The organism is Vibrio navarrensis (genome assembly GCF_000764325.1).
GTDB lineage: Bacteria > Pseudomonadota > Gammaproteobacteria > Enterobacterales > Vibrionaceae > Vibrio > Vibrio navarrensis.
The window spans coordinates 186,393-205,541 of record NZ_JMCG01000001.1 but is presented as its reverse complement, the minus strand read 5'-3'; the positions used below and the strand labels follow the sequence as shown (position 1 = coordinate 205,541).

General features: G+C 49.7%; 13 protein-coding genes, 4 tRNA genes, 3 rRNA genes and 1 pseudogene. 7 read left to right on the top strand and 14 right to left on the bottom strand.

Translation table 11 applies throughout. The features are described from left to right. Position 1: 1 nt before the first annotated feature. Both EA26_RS00985 and ubiK read left to right on the top strand, forming a co-directional pair. Complete coding sequence (locus tag EA26_RS00985; RefSeq protein WP_039422480.1) at positions 2 to 3,124, top strand: multidrug efflux RND transporter permease subunit; 3,123 nt, start codon at positions 2 to 4, stop codon at positions 3,122 to 3,124. Positions 3,125 to 3,259: 135 nt separating this feature from the next. Next, entirely contained in the window at positions 3,260 to 3,511 is a 252-nt protein-coding gene (ubiK, locus tag EA26_RS00980; RefSeq protein ID WP_039422478.1) for a ubiquinone biosynthesis accessory factor UbiK, read from the top strand. Between the two features lie 185 nt (positions 3,512 to 3,696). On the opposite strand, the gene ilvC is transcribed toward ubiK, so the two are convergent. Then, complete coding sequence (gene ilvC, locus EA26_RS00975; RefSeq protein WP_039422476.1) at positions 3,697 to 5,181, bottom strand: ketol-acid reductoisomerase; 1,485 nt, start codon at positions 5,179 to 5,181, stop codon at positions 3,697 to 3,699. Positions 5,182 to 5,317: 136 nt separating this feature from the next. Between ilvC and ilvY the strand changes: the two genes are divergently transcribed. Both ilvY and EA26_RS00965 read left to right on the top strand, forming a co-directional pair. Continuing rightward, positions 5,318 to 6,211, top strand: a complete 894-nt coding sequence (gene ilvY, locus EA26_RS00970; RefSeq protein WP_039422471.1) for an HTH-type transcriptional activator IlvY — start codon at positions 5,318 to 5,320, stop codon at positions 6,209 to 6,211. Continuing rightward, positions 6,208 to 6,758: pseudogene (locus EA26_RS00965) on the top strand (IS630 family transposase); the annotation flags it as partial. The gene ilvY and the pseudogene EA26_RS00965, both read left to right, overlap by 4 nt. A 239-nt stretch (positions 6,759 to 6,997) precedes the next feature. Here the strand turns inward: EA26_RS00965 and EA26_RS00960 are convergent. From EA26_RS00960 to EA26_RS00930, 7 genes are all read right to left on the bottom strand, one after another. Beyond that, positions 6,998 to 7,074: transfer RNA gene (locus EA26_RS00960), tRNA-Asp, on the bottom strand. 54 nt (positions 7,075 to 7,128) lie between these two features. Continuing rightward, a 5S ribosomal RNA gene (gene rrf, locus EA26_RS00955) occupies positions 7,129 to 7,244 on the bottom strand. Positions 7,245 to 7,377: 133 nt separating this feature from the next. Beyond that, positions 7,378 to 10,265, bottom strand: a 23S ribosomal RNA gene (locus EA26_RS00950). Positions 10,266 to 10,611: 346 nt separating this feature from the next. Continuing rightward, a tRNA-Val gene (locus EA26_RS00945) sits at positions 10,612 to 10,687 on the bottom strand. 27 nt (positions 10,688 to 10,714) lie between these two features. After that, positions 10,715 to 10,790, bottom strand: a tRNA-Lys gene (locus EA26_RS00940). Between the two features lies 1 nt (position 10,791). Next, positions 10,792 to 10,867: transfer RNA gene (locus EA26_RS00935), tRNA-Glu, on the bottom strand. A 67-nt stretch (positions 10,868 to 10,934) separates the two neighbouring features. After that, positions 10,935 to 12,493: ribosomal RNA gene (locus EA26_RS00930) — 16S ribosomal RNA — on the bottom strand. The 16S, 23S and 5S rRNA genes sit together here with 4 tRNA genes alongside, the layout of an rRNA operon. A gap of 481 nt (positions 12,494 to 12,974) precedes the next feature. Here EA26_RS00930 and EA26_RS00925 point away from each other — a divergent pair. Continuing rightward, positions 12,975 to 13,526: a gamma carbonic anhydrase family protein gene (locus EA26_RS00925; protein ID WP_039422465.1), complete on the top strand. Its 552-nt coding sequence runs from the start codon at positions 12,975 to 12,977 to the stop codon at positions 13,524 to 13,526. Here EA26_RS00925 and EA26_RS00920 read toward each other — a convergent pair. The 4 genes from EA26_RS00920 to tsaC all read right to left on the bottom strand — a co-directional run bounded on the left by EA26_RS00920 (position 13,516) and on the right by tsaC (position 16,194). Continuing rightward, positions 13,516 to 13,779, bottom strand: a complete 264-nt coding sequence (locus EA26_RS00920; protein ID WP_039422463.1) for a DUF1488 family protein — start codon at positions 13,777 to 13,779, stop codon at positions 13,516 to 13,518. The genes EA26_RS00925 and EA26_RS00920 overlap by 11 nt on opposite strands. A 3-nt stretch (positions 13,780 to 13,782) precedes the next feature. Further along, positions 13,783 to 14,616 carry a shikimate dehydrogenase gene (gene aroE / locus EA26_RS00915; RefSeq protein WP_039422461.1) on the bottom strand — a complete coding sequence of 278 codons (834 nt, stop codon included), beginning with the start codon at positions 14,614 to 14,616 and terminating at the stop codon, positions 13,783 to 13,785. Between the two features lie 73 nt (positions 14,617 to 14,689). Continuing rightward, complete coding sequence (gene hemF, locus EA26_RS00910; RefSeq protein WP_039422458.1) at positions 14,690 to 15,607, bottom strand: oxygen-dependent coproporphyrinogen oxidase; 918 nt, start codon at positions 15,605 to 15,607, stop codon at positions 14,690 to 14,692. A gap of 29 nt (positions 15,608 to 15,636) precedes the next feature. Continuing rightward, positions 15,637 to 16,194, bottom strand: coding sequence for an L-threonylcarbamoyladenylate synthase type 1 TsaC (gene tsaC, locus EA26_RS00905; protein WP_039422456.1), 558 nt, complete (start codon positions 16,192 to 16,194; stop codon positions 15,637 to 15,639). A 184-nt stretch (positions 16,195 to 16,378) separates the two neighbouring features. Between tsaC and purE the strand changes: the two genes are divergently transcribed. Further along, positions 16,379 to 16,864, top strand: coding sequence for a 5-(carboxyamino)imidazole ribonucleotide mutase (purE, locus tag EA26_RS00900; RefSeq protein ID WP_039422454.1), 486 nt, complete (start codon positions 16,379 to 16,381; stop codon positions 16,862 to 16,864). Between the two features lie 4 nt (positions 16,865 to 16,868). Beyond that, positions 16,869 to 18,002, top strand: a complete 1,134-nt coding sequence (locus EA26_RS00895; RefSeq protein WP_039422452.1) for a 5-(carboxyamino)imidazole ribonucleotide synthase — start codon at positions 16,869 to 16,871, stop codon at positions 18,000 to 18,002. Between the two features lie 67 nt (positions 18,003 to 18,069). On the opposite strand, the gene EA26_RS00890 is transcribed toward EA26_RS00895, so the two are convergent. Then, positions 18,070 to 18,648: a DNA topoisomerase family protein gene (locus tag EA26_RS00890; protein WP_039422450.1), complete on the bottom strand. Its 579-nt coding sequence runs from the start codon at positions 18,646 to 18,648 to the stop codon at positions 18,070 to 18,072. 21 nt (positions 18,649 to 18,669) lie between these two features. Next, positions 18,670 to 19,149, bottom strand: a complete 480-nt coding sequence (locus EA26_RS00885) for a DUF494 family protein (protein ID WP_039422448.1) — start codon at positions 19,147 to 19,149, stop codon at positions 18,670 to 18,672.

Below are 19,149 nucleotides of genomic sequence, written 5' to 3'. Positions count from 1 at the left end.
CATGCGCTTTACTGATGTTTTTATTAAACGTCCAGTGCTTGCGGTATCGATCAGCTTTTTAATTGCACTGCTTGGTTTTCAAGCCGTGTTTAAAATGCAAGTGAGCGAATACCCTGAAATGACCAACACGGTCATCACTGTATCAACTGGCTACTATGGTGCTAGTGCCGACCTAATCCAAGGCTTTGTCACTCAGCCTTTGGAGCAAGCGGTAGCACAAGCTGACAACATCGACTATATGACTTCACAATCGGTACTGGGCAAATCGACCATTACCGTCAACATGAAACTCAATACCGATCCCAATGCGGCTTTAGCGGATATTTTGGCCAAAACTAACTCCGTTCGCTCACAGTTACCAAAAGAGTCTGAAGACCCGACAGTGACTATGTCCACCGGTTCGACAACGGCGGTACTGTATATCGGTTTCACCAGTAATGAACTGGAGTCGAGCCAAATCACCGACTATCTCGAACGTGTAATCAACCCACAACTCTATGCCATCAATGGTATCTCCAGCATCAACTTGTATGGTGGGATGAAATATGCCCTGCGTATCTGGTTGGATCCGGCAAAGATGGCAGCATTAAACCTAACCGCAACTGACGTCAACAGCGTTTTGAGCGCCAACAACTACCAGTCGGCGACAGGTCAAGCGATTGGTGAGTTCGTGCTGTACAACGGCAATGCCGATACACAAGTATCCAATGCAGAAGAACTGAAACGCTTGGTGGTCAAAACCGAAAACGGCAGCGTGACCCGTTTAGGTGACATTGCCAAAGTGACCTTAGCCAAAAGCCATGACACCTACCGTGCCAGCGCTAATGGTCAGGAAGCTGTTGTGGCGGCGATCAACGCAGCGCCAAGTGCGAACCCAATCAACATTGCCAAAGATGTGTTAGACGTGTTGCCCGAATTGAAAAAGAACATGCCTAGCAACATCACCATGAACGTGTTGTATGACTCCACGGTTGCGATCAACGAATCGATTCATGAAGTTATCAAAACCATCGTTGAAGCAGCGCTGATCGTACTGGTGGTGATCACCTTGTTCCTAGGTTCATTCCGCGCAGTTCTTATCCCAATCGTCACCATTCCTCTGTCACTGATTGGTGTGGCAATGGTAATGCAAGCGATGGGCTTCTCTTGGAACTTGATGACACTTCTAGCGATGGTATTGGCGATTGGTCTGGTGGTGGATGATGCGATCGTCGTACTCGAGAACGTTGACCGCCACATTAAAGAGGGCGAGTCTCCGTTCCGTGCAGCGATTATTGGTACGCGTGAAATCGCGATTCCAGTCATTGCGATGACCCTTACACTAGGGGCAGTATATGCACCAATCGCACTGATGGGCGGTATCACTGGTGCTCTGTTTAAAGAGTTTGCCCTAACGCTGGCAGGTTCGGTCTTTGTTTCCGGTATCGTCGCGCTGACGCTCTCGCCAATGATGTGTTCGAAGATGCTCAAGGCCAATGAGAAACCCAACCGCTTTGAACTGACGGTGCATCACTTCCTTGATCGTATGACCAATCGCTATGGACGTATGTTGCAAGCGGTAATGGCACATCGCCCAGTGGTGTTGGCATTTGCGGTGATTGTATTTGCTAGTTTGCCGGTGCTGTTTAAATTTATCCCGAGCGAACTTGCACCGTCAGAAGACAAAGGCGTGGTCATGCTACTGGGTACGGGCCCTTCTAATGCCAACTTAGACTACCTCTCTAACACCATGGCAGACGTGAACAAAATTCTCTCAGATCAGCCTGAGGTTCAGTTTGCACAGGTGTTTACTGGTATTCCGAATACCAACCAAGCATTTGGTATTGCGTCTATGGTGCCTTGGAGCCAACGTGAGGCCAGCCAAGCCGAGGTGACCAACCGAGTCGGTCAATTGGTACAGGATATTCCAGGCATGGCAGTAACCGCTTTCCAGATGCCTGAACTACCCGGCGCGGGTTCTGGTTTGCCAATTCAGTTCGTTATCACTACTCCCAATGCGTTTGAAAGCCTGTTCACCATTGCAACCGATGTCCTTGGTGAAGTGCAATCTAGCCCACTATTCGTCTACTCAAATCTCGATTTGAACTACGATTCGGCAACGATGAAAATCAACATCGACAAGGACAAGGCTGGGGCCTATGGCGTCACCATGCAAAACATTGGTATCACGTTAGGCACTATGATGGCCGACGGGTACGTCAACCGCATCGACCTCAACGGTCGTTCGTATGAAGTGATCCCGCAAGTTGAGCGTAAGTGGCGTCTTAATCCAGAATCGATGAAGAACTACTACGTTCGTGCGGCAGATGGCAAAGCGGTACCGCTGAGTAGTTTGATCACCATTGATGTGGTGGCAGAGCCACGTGCGCTTCCTCACTTCAATCAGTTGAACTCAGCCACTGTCGGCGCTGTACCGTCTCCGGGCACGGCAATGGGTGATGCGATTGCCTGGTTTGAGAACACCGCAGAAACCAAGTTACCGAAAGGCTACAGCCATGACTACATGGGTGAGGCTCGTCAGTACGTAACGGAAGGCAGCGCGCTGTACGCAACGTTTGGTTTAGCGCTGGCCATCATTTTCTTGGTTCTGGCGATTCAGTTTGAATCGATCCGTGATCCTATCGTTATTATGGTGTCTGTACCGCTAGCGATTTGTGGTGCTCTGATTGCATTGGCCTGGGGCCTCGCAACGATGAACATCTACTCACAAGTGGGCCTGATCACTCTGGTTGGTCTAATCACCAAGCACGGTATCTTGATTTGTGAGGTCGCGAAGGAAGAACAGCTACACAATAAGCGCTCGCGTATCGAAGCGGTCATGGAAGCGGCTAAAGTGCGTCTTCGTCCAATCCTGATGACCACGGCAGCGATGATCGCAGGCTTGATTCCACTGATGTACGCCACGGGCGCAGGCGCAGCCCAACGATTCAGTATCGGTATTGTTATCGTGGCTGGCCTCGCGATTGGTACTCTGTTTACACTGTTCGTACTGCCTGTTATCTACAGCTACTTAGCAGAAAAACATAAGCCACTGCCTATCTTTGTCGAAGATAAAGATCTAGAGAAACTCGCGCGAGTTGACGAAGCCAAAGCGGCACAACGCCAAATTGCCGAGCAGCAGTAACCTCCCAAAGGCTCAGAAAAAGGTCACTTCGGTGGCCTTTTTTATTTTGGTTGTTGCGCATTTTTACCCTCTCGCTAGCGACTTTTGTTATCCAATTCCTTAGAATGAGCGCAAAGATACAGGAGTTAACCCCACATGTTTGATGCCAAAAAGCTAGAGCAGATCGCTAAGCAAATCCATGATTCTATGCCACAACCCGTGAAAGATCTGGGTTCTGATGTTGAGCAAAAAGCTCGTCAAGTCATCCAAGGACAACTGAACAAGCTCGATGTTGTTAGCCGAGAGGAGTTTGATGTGCAAACGCAAGTTCTGCTACGCACAAGACAGAAACTCAGTGAGATGGAAAAGAAACTGGCCGAGTTAGAAGCAAAGCTCGCAGACAAATAACCGCCAGGTTCACCTTAACACCAAATGAAAAGGCTTGCTCATCGAATGAGCAAGCCTTTTATTTTTGATGTTGTGTTTGATTTTGTATTTATTGACCCCAGTCTGTCTGGAGTTCTGTGGTAGAGAATAAAGATGAATCCGCGTTAGCGTTAGTTCACCTTCATCCCCTCCTAAATTTTTCTCAATTAACCGCCAACTGCGATGCGTTTCATGTCCGTCATGTAACCACGCAGTTCTTCGCCGATGTACTCAACCGGATGGTTGCGGATGAGTTCGTTGACCTTGATAAGCGTCGCATTATCAACCTGATTGGAGGTTTCACCCAACCCTTTGCCGATCACGTCAGTGCCCACTTTTGGCATAAACTTCTCACGCAGCAGCGGTGTGGCGACATTGGCAAACAGGTAGTTGCCGTATTCCGCCGTGTCAGAAATAACCACGTTCATTTCGTACAGACGCTTACGAGCGATGGTGTTCGCAATCAGCGGCAATTCGTGTAGCGATTCATAGTACGCAGACTCATCGATGATGCCAGAAGCCGTCATCGCTTCAAACGCCAACTCAACCCCAGCGCGCACCATCGCAATCATCAGGATGCCGTTATCAAAATATTCTTGCTCAGAAATTTCTACATCCGTTGCCGGGTAGTTTTCAAACGCCGTCTCACCCGTTTCTGCACGCCAGCCCAGTAGGTTTGCATCGTCATTCGCCCAATCCGCCATCATGGTGCTAGAAAAATGACCAGAAATGATGTCGTCCATGTGTTTGTTGTACAGTGGACGCAGCAGATCTTTCAGCTCTTCCGACAGCTCAAAGGCTTTGATTTTTGCAGGGTTCGACAGGCGATCCATCATATGGGTGATGCCGCCAAACTTAAGCGCTTCCGTTACCGTTTCCCAACCGTACTGCAAAAGCTTACCGGCGTAACCTGGGTCGATGCCTTCTGCAACCATCTTCTCGTAGCACACGATAGAGCCCGCTTGCAGCATGCCACACAGAATCGTCTGTTCACCCATAAGGTCAGATTTTACTTCAGCAACGAAAGAAGACTCTAAGCAACCTGCACGGTGACCACCAGTCGCCGCCGCCCAAGCTTTGGCAATGTCCCAACCCTCGCCTTTCGGATCGTTCTCAGGATGCACCGCAATCAGTGTCGGAACACCAAAGCCACGTTTGTATTCTTCGCGCACTTCTGTTCCTGGGCATTTAGGCGCAACCATCACAACCGTTAAATCTTTGCGAATTTGCATCCCTTCTTCAACCACGTTAAAGCCATGCGAGTAGCCCAGCGCCGCCCCTTCTTTCATCAAAGGCATCACGGTTTCAACCACATTGCTGTGCTGTTTATCAGGCGTTAGGTTGATAACCAAGTCAGCGTGCGGGATCAGCGCTTCATAGCTACCCACTTCAAAACCATTCTCTTTCGCGTTTTTGTAGGATTGACGTTGCTCGTCAATCGCCGCTTGGCGTAGTGCATAGGCAACATCAAGACCGGAGTCACGCATATTTAAACCTTGGTTTAAACCTTGCGCACCACAACCCACGATGACCACTTTTTTCCCTTTCAGATAATCAGCTTCTGTTGCAAATTCGCTGCGATCCATAAAACGACAACGACCTAATTGGTCCAACTGCTCACGAAGATTCAGAGTATTGAAATAGTTAGCCATCGGGCTCTCCTTAAAAATCATCCATACAGGTCGGTAGCTCACCTACCGAATAAGTTCATACTAAAACAGGCAGAAAGTTGCTGAAAGTGATATATTCACAACCAGTTCTTGCGATTAATGCAACATAAGAGTTCACATGAACATAAAGACATTACAGCTGTTTCTCCATCTTTGCGACAGTATGAGTTTCAGTAAAACGGCCGCATCTATGCACGTTAGTCCATCAGCTTTAAGTCGCCAAATTCAAAAATTGGAAGAAGAGATAGGGCATGCCCTATTTGTGCGCGACAACCGCAGTGTGGAGCTCACCCCGGTCGGCAGCAAATTACTGCCTGTTGCCATGCGTATGCTCAACGATTGGCGTCAATTTCAAGCCCAACTCGGCGATCAGGAAAGTGAGCTAAAAGGCGAAATTCGCCTGTTCTGCTCAGTGACAGCGAGCTATAGTCACCTACCTGAACTCCTTAATGCCTTCCGTCTTAAACACCCTTATATTGAGTTCAAACTGCTCACTGGAGACCCTGCTCAAGCGATCGATAAAATTCTGCATGACGAAGCAGACATTGCGATTTCTGCCATGCCCGAGAATCTGCCATCACGAGTCGAATTTGCGACTATCAGTGAAATACCGCTATCGGTGATTGCCCCCATAGGTATCAGCAGTTTTGTAGAAGAAATACAGAAAGAACAACCCGACTGGAGCCGAGTGCCATTTATAGTACCCGAAGCTGGAACCGCACGAGACCGAGCGAACAGTTGGTTTAAAAAGATGAAAATAAAACCCAATATCTACGCGCAAATTGCAGGACACGAAGCGATTGTCAGCATGGTCGCCCTAGGATGCGGTGTCGGCATCGCGCCAGATGTGGTGATCAACAATAGTCCAGTGCGAGAGAAAGTGCAGCGCTTGTCATTTTCTCCAGTGAAACCTTTCAAACTTGGAGTTTGCTGCAAACGCTCACAGCTTGATGAGCCATTAGTCCGAGCATTATGGCGTGTCGTTACATCTAAACTCAGTATTGTTGATTGAAGATCCCGAGTCATATGAGTCTTGAGGCTGTTGATGTTTGGTTTCAAAACGAAGCGAGATTTGGGCAACAAACACGACAACACGGTTATGGGCAGAGAAAGGAACACGCCCCAGAGCCGTGAAGCAACAACAATTTGAATATGCGTATCTGTTTGGCTCTGTCTGTCCCGCGAGAGGGATTGGCGAAGCGATGGTCGTTCCTTGGGTGAATAAAGAGATCATGATCGAGCATTTAAAGCAAATATCGGCAATCACTGAAAAAGGGCGTCATGCCGTCATCATTATGGATGGGGCGAGTTGGCATACCAATGACATTGCAGAACCGTTTAGCAATGTCAGTATCATCAAGCTCCCGCCCTATTCACCAGAGCTCAACCCGATAGAACAAGTGTGGAGCTGGCTCAGACAACACTATCTTGCCAATCAGAGTTTTACCGATTATGAGGATATCGTGGAGAAAGTGTGCAAGGCTTGGAATCGATTCTTGGACAGTACAGATAGGGTTAGCAAAATGTGCACAAGAGAGTGGATTGACCTGACCAGTTAATTTTCCAGATTGGTATTAGCTCAGACAACACTGTCTTGCTAATCAGAGTTTTACCGATTATGAGGATATCGTGGAGGCAGTGTGCAAGGCATGGAATCGATTCTTGGACAGTACAGATAGGGTGAAAACCATGTGCACAAGAGAGTGGATTGACCTGACCCGTTAATTTTCCAGATTGGTATTAGTAATACGTATAAACGATAAAAGCCCCGCTGTTTCCAGCGAGGCTTCTTAATAAGTGGCGGAGCGGACGGGACTCGAACCCGCGACCCCCGGCGTGACAGGCCGGTATTCTAACCGACTGAACTACCGCTCCGCATCAGTTAGACTGTAAGTCTGGTATCAGGCAATGCCTAACACGATATTTAAAGCCTGGCGATGTCCTACTCTCACATGGGGAAACCCCACACTACCATCGGCGCTACTTCGTTTCACTTCTGAGTTCGGGATGGAATCAGGTGGGTCCAAAGTGCTATGGTCGCCAAGCAAAATCTTAAAATTCGGAAAGCTGATGCCGTTGCTCTTCCTAGTACCTAGTACCTAGGTCCTAGCAACCGCTGTTCTCTTTTACACATTCAATGTTCTTACATCGAGTCCATCAAAACCCTTTGGGTGTTGTATGGTTAAGCCTCACGGGCAATTAGTACAGGTTAGCTCAACGCCTCACAGCGCTTACACACCCTGCCTATCAACGTTCTAGTCTCGAACAACCCTTTAGGACAGTTAAACTGTCAGGGAAGACTCATCTCAGGGCTCGCTTCCCGCTTAGATGCTTTCAGCGGTTATCGATTCCGAACTTAGCTACCGGGCAATGCGTCTGGCGACACAACCCGAACACCAGAGGTTCGTCCACTCCGGTCCTCTCGTACTAGGAGCAGCCCCCTTCAATCTTCCAACGCCCACGGCAGATAGGGACCGAACTGTCTCACGACGTTCTAAACCCAGCTCGCGTACCACTTTAAATGGCGAACAGCCATACCCTTGGGACCGACTTCAGCCCCAGGATGTGATGAGCCGACATCGAGGTGCCAAACACCGCCGTCGATATGAACTCTTGGGCGGTATCAGCCTGTTATCCCCGGAGTACCTTTTATCCGTTGAGCGATGGCCCTTCCATTCAGAACCACCGGATCACTATGACCTGCTTTCGCACCTGCTCGAACCGTCATTCTCGCAGTTAAGCGGGCTTATGCCATTGCACTAACCTCACGATGTCCAACCGTGATTAGCCCACCTTCGTGCTCCTCCGTTACTCTTTGGGAGGAGACCGCCCCAGTCAAACTACCCACCAGGCACTGTCCGCGACCCCGATGAGGGGCCAACGTTAGAACATCAAACATACAAGGGTGGTATTTCAAGGACGGCTCCAACGCAACTGGCGTCACGTCTTCAAAGCCTCCCACGTATCCTACACATGTAGGTTCAATGTTCAGTGCCAAGCTGTAGTAAAGGTTCACGGGGTCTTTCCGTCTAGCCGCGGGTACACTGCATCTTCACAGCGATTTCAATTTCACTGAGTCTCGGGTGGAGACAGCGTGGCCATCATTACGCCATTCGTGCAGGTCGGAACTTACCCGACAAGGAATTTCGCTACCTTAGGACCGTTATAGTTACGGCCGCCGTTTACCGGGGCTTCGATCAAGAGCTTCGCTTACGCTAACCCCATCAATTAACCTTCCGGCACCGGGCAGGCGTCACACCGTATACGTCATCTTGCGATTTTGCACAGTGCTGTGTTTTTAATAAACAGTTGCAGCCACCTGGTATCTGCGACTCTCGTCAGCTCCATCCGCGAGGGACTTCACCATCAAGAGCGTACCTTCTCCCGAAGTTACGGTACCATTTTGCCTAGTTCCTTCACCCGAGTTCTCTCAAGCGCCTTGGTATTCTCTACCCGACCACCTGTGTCGGTTTGGGGTACGATTCCATCAAATCTGAAGCTTAGAGGCTTTTCCTGGAAGCATGGCATCAATGACTTCACTACCGTAGTAGCTCGACGTCGTGTCTCAGCCTATCGAGTGTCCGGATTTACCTAAACACTCAGCCTACGCACTTGAACCTGGACAACCGTCGCCAGGCCCACCTAGCCTTCTCCGTCCCCCCATCGCAATTTGATCGAGTACGGGAATATTAACCCGTTTCCCATCGACTACGCCTTTCGGCCTCGCCTTAGGGGTCGACTCACCCTGCCCCGATTAACGTTGGACAGGAACCCTTGGTCTTCCGGCGGGGAGGTTTTTCACCCCCCTTGTCGTTACTCATGTCAGCATTCGCACTTCTGATACCTCCAGCATGCTTTACAACACACCTTCAACGGCTTACAGAACGCTCCCCTACCCAATGTTCCAAGAACATTGCCGCAGCTTCGGTTTACAACTTAGCCCCGTTACATCTTCCGCGCAGGCCGACTCGACTAGTGAGCTATTACGCTTTCTTTAAATGATGGCTGCTTCTAAGCCAACATCCTAGCTGTCTAAGCCTTCCCACATCGTTTCCCACTTAGCTGTAATTTGGGACCTTAGCTGGCGGTCTGGGTTGTTTCCCTCTCCACGACGGACGTTAGCACCCGCCGTGTGTCTCCCGGATAGTACTTACTGGTATTCGGAGTTTGCAAAGGGTTGGTAAGTCGAGATGACCCCCTAGCCTTAACAGTGCTCTACCCCCAGTAGTATTCGTCCGAGGCGCTACCTAAATAGCTTTCGGGGAGAACCAGCTATCTCCGAGTTTGATTGGCCTTTCACCCCTAGCCACAAGTCATCCGCTAATTTTTCAACATTAGTCGGTTCGGTCCTCCAGTTGATGTTACTCAACCTTCAACCTGCCCATGGCTAGATCACTCGGTTTCGGGTCTAATGCTAGCAACTATACGCCCAGTTAAGACTCGGTTTCCCTACGGCTCCCCTATGCGGTTAACCTTGCTACTAACATTAAGTCGCTGACCCATTATACAAAAGGTACGCAGTCACAGGACAAAGCCTGCTCCTACTGCTTGTACGTACACGGTTTCAGGTTCTATTTCACTCCCCTCACAGGGGTTCTTTTCGCCTTTCCCTCACGGTACTGGTTCACTATCGGTCAGTCAGGAGTATTTAGCCTTGGAGGATGGTCCCCCCATATTCAGACAGGATAACACGTGTCCCGCCCTACTCGATTTCACTGAACATGCGCCTATGACTACGGGACTATCACCCGGTATCGTTGGCCTTTCCAGACCATTCGTCTAACGCATGTAAAGCTTAAGGGCTAATCCAATTTCGCTCGCCGCTACTTTCGGAATCTCGGTTGATTTCTTTTCCTCGGGGTACTTAGATGTTTCAGTTCTCCCGGTTCGCTTCGCTGCACTATGTATTCATGCAGCGATACTTACTTATGTAAGTGGGTTTCCCCATTCGGAAATCGGTGACTCAAGTGGCTCTTACTGCCTCATCACCGCTTATCGCAAGTTAGTACGTCCTTCATCGCCTCTGACTGCCAAGGCATCCACCGTGTACGCTTAGTCACTTAACCATACAACCCCAAAGGGTCTTCTGTTTAAACAACCAAAGTTCGCTATCTCATTATTTGAATGAGCGAGATAGCATTGATTTGCCGGACTCAATTTTGAATTGTCACTATAAGTGACATTCCCAAGAACACTTGAATGTGTTTTGTTGGTGTTTGTCATCAAGACAAACATTGAGAACTTTACAAGTAATCTATCCATGAAGATAAATTACTTTGTCAGCTTTCCAAATTGTTAAAGAGCATGTCATTTCTCGATGAGAAACCACTTTTTAAAGATTTTCATCGTCGAAAAAGGAACCATCCACATCAAGAGGAGGCTTGATTAAACAACACAAAAATATTTAAAGAGTGGTGGGCGATACCGGGTTCGAACCAGTGACCCCCTGCTTGTAAGGCAGGTGCTCTCCCAACTGAGCTAATCGCCCACGATGTTTGATTTCCCGTGGAAGGAATGGTGGGTCGTGCAGGATTCGAACCTGCGACCAATTGATTAAAAGTCAACTGCTCTACCGACTGAGCTAACGACCCATGGTATCCCGTAGGGGAGTCGAACCCCTGTTACCGCCGTGAAAGGGCGGTGTCCTAGGCCTCTAGACGAACGGGACACTAAGATACTCTAAACTGTCTAAACCATATCAATCTGTGTGAACACTCATCGCAATAATCATCGTATAAGGAGGTGATCCAGCGCCAGGTTCCCCTAGCGCTACCTTGTTACGACTTCACCCCAGTCATGAACCACACCGTGGTGATCGTCCTCCCCTAATCTCGAAAGAAAAGGGGTTAAACTAACCACTTCTGGTGCAGCCCACTCCCATGGTGTGACGGGCGGTGTGTACAAGGCCCGGGAACGTATTCACCGTGGCATTCTGATCCACGATTACTAGCGATTCCGACTTCATGGAGTCGAGTTGCAGACTCCAATCCGGACTACGACGCACTTTTTGGGATTCGCTCACTTTCGCAAGTTGGCCGCCCTCTGTATGCGCCATTGTAGCACGTGTGTAGCCCTACTCGTAAGGGCCATGATGACTTGACGTCGTCCCCACCTTCCTCCGGTTTATCACCGGCAGTCTCCCTGGAGTTCCCACCATTACGTGCTGGCAAACAAGGATAAGGGTTGCGCTCGTTGCGGGACTTAACCCAACATTTCACAACACGAGCTGACGACAGCCATGCAGCACCTGTCTCAGAGCTCCCGAAGGCACTCCAGCGTCTCCGCCAGATTCTCTGGATGTCAAGAGTAGGTAAGGTTCTTCGCGTTGCATCGAATTAAACCACATGCTCCACCGCTTGTGCGGGCCCCCGTCAATTCATTTGAGTTTTAATCTTGCGACCGTACTCCCCAGGCGGTCTACTTAACGCGTTAGCTCCGAAAGCCACGGCTCAAGGCCACAACCTCCAAGTAGACATCGTTTACGGCGTGGACTACCAGGGTATCTAATCCTGTTTGCTCCCCACGCTTTCGCATCTGAGTGTCAGTATCTGTCCAGGGGGCCGCCTTCGCCACCGGTATTCCTTCAGATCTCTACGCATTTCACCGCTACACCTGAAATTCTACCCCCCTCTACAGTACTCTAGTTTGCCAGTTTCAAATGCAATTCCCAGGTTGAGCCCGGGGCTTTCACATCTGACTTAACAAACCACCTGCATGCGCTTTACGCCCAGTAATTCCGATTAACGCTCGCACCCTCCGTATTACCGCGGCTGCTGGCACGGAGTTAGCCGGTGCTTCTTCTGTTGCTAACGTCAAATGATGCTGCTATTCACAACACCACCTTCCTCACAACTGAAAGTGCTTTACAACCCGAAGGCCTTCTTCACACACGCGGCATGGCTGCATCAGGCTTGCGCCCATTGTGCAATATTCCCCACTGCTGCCTCCCGTAGGAGTCTGGACCGTGTCTCAGTTCCAGTGTGGCTGATCATCCTCTCAGACCAGCTAGGGATCGTCGCCTTGGTGAGCCCTTACCTCACCAACTAGCTAATCCCACCTGGGCATATCCTGACGCGAGAGGCCCGAAGGTCCCCCTCTTTGGCCCGTAGGCATCATGCGGTATTAGCCATCGTTTCCAATGGTTATCCCCCACATCAGGGCAATTTCCCAGGCATTACTCACCCGTCCGCCGCTCGCCACCCGAGAAACAAGTTTCTCTGTGCTGCCGCTCGACTTGCATGTGTTAGGCCTGCCGCCAGCGTTCAATCTGAGCCATGATCAAACTCTTCAATTAAAAGTTTTTTGAAGCTTGCGCTTCGGCTCAATGAATACTGAATAAATTGACTGTGCCGAATCTTGCGATTCGTTTTGGTCACTCAGTTCATTGATAAATCTTTTGCGATTATCATCAACGAGTGCCCACACAGATTGATAGGTTTATATTGTTAAAGAGCTTTCTTCCCACCTCAATGACTGGGTCACCGTGGAAGAGGCGGCCATTTTAGCGAGTTAAGTTTCTGTGTCAACCACTTTTTTCAAAACTTTTTTCAGGTGAACCACCTGGCTAAAACGCCTTGCTGATTTGTCTTGGTTCCTTATGGAGCCTTACCGTGTCAGCGAGGTGGCATTATAGAGATTGCGATCACATTGGCAAGCCATTTTTGCACTTTATTTTGCTTTTTTTGCCTTATGGGTGTTTTTTACGCATAAAAGGGTATTTTTGCTACTTAAGTAACCGAAACCTTCAGCCTTAAACCTAAATTCAAGGAGAAATAATGAGCTCAATTAGAAGTTATAAAGGTATTTGTCCACAGATCGGCGACCGCGTTTACATCGACAGCAGCTCGGTTTTAGTTGGAGACATCCAAATTGGCGATGACTCGAGCATTTGGCCACTAGTTGCCGCACGTGGCGATGTCAACCACATTCGTATTGGCGAGCGCAGCAATATCCAAGATGGTAGTGTTTTGCACGTCACACATAAAAATGCCGCCAACCCCGATGGCTATCCACTGCTCATTGGTAATGATGTCACCGTCGGGCACAAAGTGATGCTGCATGGCTGCACGATAAAAGATCGGGTTTTGGTCGGTATGGGGGCGATTGTGCTGGATGGCGTAATAATAGAAGAAGAGGTGATGATCGGCGCAGGCAGTTTAGTTCCTCCCGGAAAAGTCTTAGAAAGTGGCTACCTCTACGTGGGCAGCCCAGTAAAGCAAGCTCGTCCTTTAACCGACAAAGAGCGAGCATTTCTGCAAAAGTCCGCGGATAACTACGTGCAAAACAAAAATGACTACCTCAGCCAAGTAAAGGTCATCAACGAATAACGATGTGGCCTTCGTCATCGAAGGCTTCCTCTTCAATGAATTCTTCGGCTATTTCTTCAAGATCAAAGCGACACTGAGCAAATGCACTTAGCGCCTGTTCTTGGTTCACAATCGTCGACATGGTTAATTGCTCTAGCTTCGCTTTCTCGACAAAGCACTGAATCAAAGCCCCAGATTGCTGCGCAGCAAACTGCACCGCCTGACGATTCTCATCCCAACTCTGTATATCGGGGAACAAAATGGCTTGGTTCATTGACTACTGACCTTCTAGGTTTTTGCGTAATTCACGTAATATCTGCTTTGCGCTCGGCCGCAAGCCGCGCCACAACATAAAACTCTCCGCCGCTTGGTTGACCAGCATTCCCAAGCCGTCATACGCTTGGGCTACACCATGCGCTTTAGCCCATTGGTTAAATGTCGTATCCCCTTTGCCATACATCATGTCATAGCTAGTACTGTTGGCGGCAAATATAGATGAAGAGAGGGCTGGTAACTCACCACTCAATGAGGCAGACGTAGAGTTAATAATAACATCGTACCCTTCCTCAATTGCACTCATCTCTTTAGCCATAACTGGCCCATAGGGGGAGAATAGCTCCGCAAGCGCCTGCGCTTTGACGAAGGTGCGGTTGGTAATAGTCAACGATGCGGGCTGCTGTTGCAACAAAGGCAGGATCACACCCCGCGCGGCGCCACCTGCACCGATTAACAAGATTTTTGCGCCACTAAGCGACACTTGATACTGCAATAAATCTTGCACTAACCCTGCACCATCGGTGTTATCACCAATGATCTCACCGTCATCAAGTTTCTTTAAGGTATTCACGGCCCCTGCCAGTTGCGCGCGCTCGGTTAAGCGATCCGCCAATTGATAAGCCTCTTCCTTAAACGGCACCGTCACATTACACCCTTTTCCACCTGTGGCAAAAAAGGCGTTTGCAGCGGACTGAAAACCATCCAGCGGAGCGAGCTCTGCGGTATAGCTTAGGGACTGATTGGTCTGGCGAGCAAACAGGGTATGGATAAACGGCGATTTACTGTGCCCGATCGGGTTACCAAACACCGCATAGCGATCAAGTTGCTGGGTCATTTCCTTACCTTAAAAACAGAACAGGGCCATCTGATTCGATGACCCTATCATTATCTCCCTGAGGAGAAAAGCGTTACCAATCCCTCGGCTGGAGGAACTCGTCATACAAGCGTGCTTCCGCCGAACCCGCTTGTGGCTGATAAGCGTATTCCCAGCGAGCCAATGGCGGCATAGACATCAATATCGACTCAGTTCGTCCGCCACTTTGCAGACCAAACAAGGTGCCACGATCGTAGACCAAATTGAATTCCACATAACGACCTCGACGATAGAGTTGGAACTCCCGCTCGCGCTCACCGTATTCAAGCGCTTTGCGACGTGCGACGATTGGCAAATACGCCTGACAATAGCCTTCCCCCACCGCTTTGAGATAATCAAAGCATTTATCAAACTCCCATTGGTTCAGATCGTCAAAGAATAAACCGCCCACACCGCGGGTTTCGTTGCGATGTGGCAGGAAAAAGTATTGGTCGCACCACGCCTTGTGCTCAGCGTAAACCGTCTCGCCAAACGGCGCGCATAGCGCTTTGGCCGTGTCATGCCATGATTGGCAATCTTCTTCAAACGGATAGAAAGGCGTCAAATCGAAACCGCCACCAAACCACCAAATCGGCGCTTCGCCCTCTTTTTCAGCGATGAAAAAACGCACGTTGGCGTGTGAGGTGGGAACATAAGGATTTTTCGGATGCATCACCAGAGACACGCCCATCGCTTCAAAACGCCTTCCCGCCAACTCCGGGCGATGCGCTGTGGCAGAAGCTGGCATCATTTGGCCCTGCACGTGAGAAAAATTAACCCCACCTTGCTCAAACACATCACCATCACGCATTACCCGCGTGCGGCCTCCACCGCCCAGTTTTTCTCCAGGTTCACGCTGCCAAGCATCCTCGACAAACAGCGCTCGTCCATCTTCTTGTTCTAATTGCTGACAAATTGCATCCTGCAGTGCCATCAAATACTGCTTCACTGCTTGTTTATTGATTGCTGACATTCTTTACTTACCTTTGAAGCAATGCAGGGTTATCCCTGTCTTAATATTTGTGCGCTTCGCACATCGCGAATTTCACTCGGTTTTGTTCGCCCACCCGTTTCACCAATGAGTATGGCCTGAACTTTATCGCCCAACTGCTGTTGCACTTGTTGCAAAGTGAGGCAGGCAGGAAGCCCGCACAGATTGGCGCTGGTAGAGGTTAACGGCTTTGCAAAGGCGATGCACAACTTTTGCACCAAAGGATGATCGCTGACACGCACCGCGACCGTGTCATACTGCCCCGTAACCCAAGATGAGGCAGAGGCGCTGGCAGGAACCACCCACGTATACGGCCCCGGCCAGCTTTGCTGCATGCGTTCGATCTCAATGTCAGTCAGAGCGTCTCGGTCGATGTAGGGCCACAACTGATCAACATTGGCTGCAATCAAAATCAGACCTTTGTCGACCGGGCGCTGTTTGATTTCCAGCAGCTTACCGATCGCTCTACTGTTATCCGGATCGCAGCCCAAACCAAATACCCCTTCGGTCGGGTAAGCGATGACTTCGCCTTGCTGTAAAGCACGAAGCACCTGTTGAAAATTGTCCATCCCATATCTACCCACTGTTTGATTCGTTCTCAGTGTACAAACAATTCTCTCAGTGAGCGAAAAGGAATTGCTTGAGTTCAGCGATTGGCGAAATGGCGCAAACGTTTGCTTGACACCAAAAACCCCGTATAATGCGCACAAATTTTATCAGCTCACCCAATTATGCAGCTTGAAGGAGTTTGAGATGAAAGTCGGTATCATCATGGGTTCTAAATCGGATTGGCCAACCATGAAATTGGCAGCAGACATGCTGGACAAATTTGGGGTTGAATACGAAACCAAAGTCGTTTCTGCACACCGCACCCCTCAACTTCTGGCTGAATACGCGTCCACCGCCAAAGCGCGTGGGCTCAAAGTGATCATTGCTGGTGCAGGCGGCGCCGCGCATTTACCCGGCATGACCGCCGCATTCACTAGTTTGCCTGTACTTGGCGTTCCGGTGCAATCGCGCGCGCTCTCAGGGCTGGACTCGCTCTACTCCATCGTGCAAATGCCAAAAGGCATCGCGGTTGGCACATTGGCGATCGGCGAAGCAGGGGCGGCCAACGCAGGGTTATTAGCTGCGCAAATTCTCGGCACTCATGATGAGGCTATCATGGCAAAAGTCGAAGCGTTTCGCGCCGAGCAAACCGAAAGCGTCCTTGCTCATCCAAATCCGGCCGAGGATTAATCCCATGCATGTACTGGTTCTTGGTGCGGGTCAATTGGCTCGCATGATGTCTCTGGCTGGTGCGCCACTGAATATTCAGATCTCCGCCTACGATGTGGCAAGCGGTAATATCGTCCACCCTCTGACTCAACATCTGCTCGGCCATGGCTTAGAAAATGCCATTGAACAAGTCGATGTGATTACCGCAGAATTCGAGCACATTCCTCATGATGTACTTGATGTGTGTGAAGCGAGTGGCAAGTTTTTACCTAGCACGCAAGCGATTAAAGCCGGTGGCGATCGCCGCTTGGAAAAAGCGTTGTTGGATAACGCGGGGGCGCGCAATGCTAACTATTACGTTATTGAGACGCGTGAAGATTTTTCTCGGGCGATAGAGCATGTCGGTGTACCTATGGTGCTCAAAAGCGCCTTGGGGGGCTATGATGGCAAAGGCCAGTGGCGCTTGAAAGACGCCACTCAGGCGGAGGCTATCTGGAAGGAAATGGCCGAATGCATTGCGGCCACGCCAACCCAAGCGATTGTCGCTGAAGAGTTTGTCCCCTTTAACCGTGAAGTCTCATTAGTCGGCGCGCGAGCCAAAGATGGCCACGTCGAAGTGTATCCTTTAGCGGAGAATGTACACACCAACGGCGTTCTGAGCCTTTCCAGCGCAATTGATGCGCCCGAGCTGCAAGCCCAGGCAAAGCAGATGTTTACCGCGGTCGCGGAGAGCCTCGATTACGTGGGTGTGCTGGCGCTGGAGTTTTTTGATGTCGATGGGCAACTGCTGGTGAATGAAATCGCGCCTCGAGTACATAACTCTGGCCATTGGACACAGCAGGGCTCGGAGACCTGTCAGTTTGAAAATCATCTGCGTGCCGTATGTGGCCTGCCACTTGGCAGTACTAAGCTGGTGCGTGAAACGGCGATGATCAATATTCTCGGCGAAGAGAGTTTACCTGAGTCGGTGCTCGCGATGGCTGGCTGCCATATTCATTGGTATGGCAAAGAAAAACGGACTGGACGCAAGATGGGACACATCAATGTGTGCGGTGACTACAGCGGTGAATTGCAACGCCGTTTGTGCGCGTTAGCCAAAGTGCTGGACGCCGATGTGTTTCCGGCCGTGCAAGCCTTTGCCAGCAAATGGCGTGATTAATTCAATCGCTGATGATAACGAAGATAACAAAGGAGCACATCGCCCCTTTGTTATTTAAGCGTCCTCTTTAAGATTCAGTACCACTCGATTGCACATGCTGGCACTTACGATCTGCGCACTGATATTTCACCCCGTGAGCGGATTTCTTCTCCACCAATAAAGCATAACCGCATTGCTCACAGCGCCTTTTTACTGGGGCTTGATTGAGCGCGAACTTACATTTTGGGAACTGATCGCAGGCATAGAAGGTTTTACCAAAGCGATTTTTCCGTTCTAGCAAATGGCCTTTTCCACATTCAGGGCAAGCGAACAACACCTGTTGCTCTCTGGGTTCAACTGGATTAATCGATTCGATATGATGGCACTGCGGGTAAGCACTGCAACCGACAAACATGCCATAACGCCCCTGACGTAGCACCAATTCTTGACCACACTCTGGACAGGCGACGCCAAGTTCTTTAACGATATGGCCATCATTGTGATGCAGCGCTTTGATGTAATCACACGCGGGATAGTGGTTACAGCCAAGGAAAGGACCATGTTTGCCGTGCTTTAACACCAATTCTCCACCGCATTTCGGGCACGGCTCACGCTCTAATGCGTGTTCATGCGCCGAAAATAGGGTGTGGTCGATTTTACTACTCATAGATACCGTGCAGGGAAAGCGTTAATGCAAAATGCCTTGTTCTTTGGTGTACAACAGCTCTTCCATCAGCGTGTAGGCGTTTTCATTGCCGGGTACATTAAACAGCACCATCAGAATAATCCACTTGAGATCGTCGAGCTCAAATTCGTTGGTTTCGAGCCCCATCACCCGGTCAATCACCATTTCACGGGTTTCGGTGGTCAGCACATTAATTTGCTCGAGAAACAACAGAAAACCACGACTTTCGAGATCCAATCGTTGCATTTCCTGCGCCGTATAGATACGAGTAGAAGCGGTGGCGCTACAGCGCGAAATGGCCGAGTGCGCATCGCTTTGCTGCAACGCGGCGAGCTCTTCTAACCAAAGAAGGGCTTTATAGATATCTTGTTGGTGAAATCCCGCTCGAAGCAGTTCTTCTTCAAGCTCATCTTGATCCACTTGCAAATCTGCATCGCTATGGATGTAAGTTTCAAACAGATACATCAGTATATCCATCATCAT

What these genes read in the sequence shown, in the direction of transcription:
- ubiK (WP_039422478.1), top strand. Translation starts at nt 3,260, where the DNA reads ATGTTTGATGCCAAAAAGCTAGAGCAGATCGCTAAGCAAATCCATGAT.
- aroE (WP_039422461.1), bottom strand. Translation starts at nt 14,616, where the DNA reads ATGACCCAGCAACTTGATCGCTATGCGGTGTTTGGTAACCCGATCGGG.
- EA26_RS00985 (WP_039422480.1), top strand. Translation starts at nt 2, where the DNA reads ATGCGCTTTACTGATGTTTTTATTAAACGTCCAGTGCTTGCGGTATCG.
- EA26_RS00885 (WP_039422448.1), bottom strand. Translation starts at nt 19,149, where the DNA reads ATGATGATGGATATACTGATGTATCTGTTTGAAACTTACATCCATAGC.
- hemF (WP_039422458.1), bottom strand. Translation starts at nt 15,607, where the DNA reads ATGTCAGCAATCAATAAACAAGCAGTGAAGCAGTATTTGATGGCACTG.
- EA26_RS00895 (WP_039422452.1), top strand. Translation starts at nt 16,869, where the DNA reads ATGCATGTACTGGTTCTTGGTGCGGGTCAATTGGCTCGCATGATGTCT.
- EA26_RS00890 (WP_039422450.1), bottom strand. Translation starts at nt 18,648, where the DNA reads ATGAGTAGTAAAATCGACCACACCCTATTTTCGGCGCATGAACACGCA.
- EA26_RS00920 (WP_039422463.1), bottom strand. Translation starts at nt 13,779, where the DNA reads ATGAACCAAGCCATTTTGTTCCCCGATATACAGAGTTGGGATGAGAAT.
- EA26_RS00925 (WP_039422465.1), top strand. Translation starts at nt 12,975, where the DNA reads ATGAGCTCAATTAGAAGTTATAAAGGTATTTGTCCACAGATCGGCGAC.
- ilvY (WP_039422471.1), top strand. Translation starts at nt 5,318, where the DNA reads ATGAACATAAAGACATTACAGCTGTTTCTCCATCTTTGCGACAGTATG.
- purE (WP_039422454.1), top strand. Translation starts at nt 16,379, where the DNA reads ATGAAAGTCGGTATCATCATGGGTTCTAAATCGGATTGGCCAACCATG.
- ilvC (WP_039422476.1), bottom strand. Translation starts at nt 5,181, where the DNA reads ATGGCTAACTATTTCAATACTCTGAATCTTCGTGAGCAGTTGGACCAA.
- tsaC (WP_039422456.1), bottom strand. Translation starts at nt 16,194, where the DNA reads ATGGACAATTTTCAACAGGTGCTTCGTGCTTTACAGCAAGGCGAAGTC.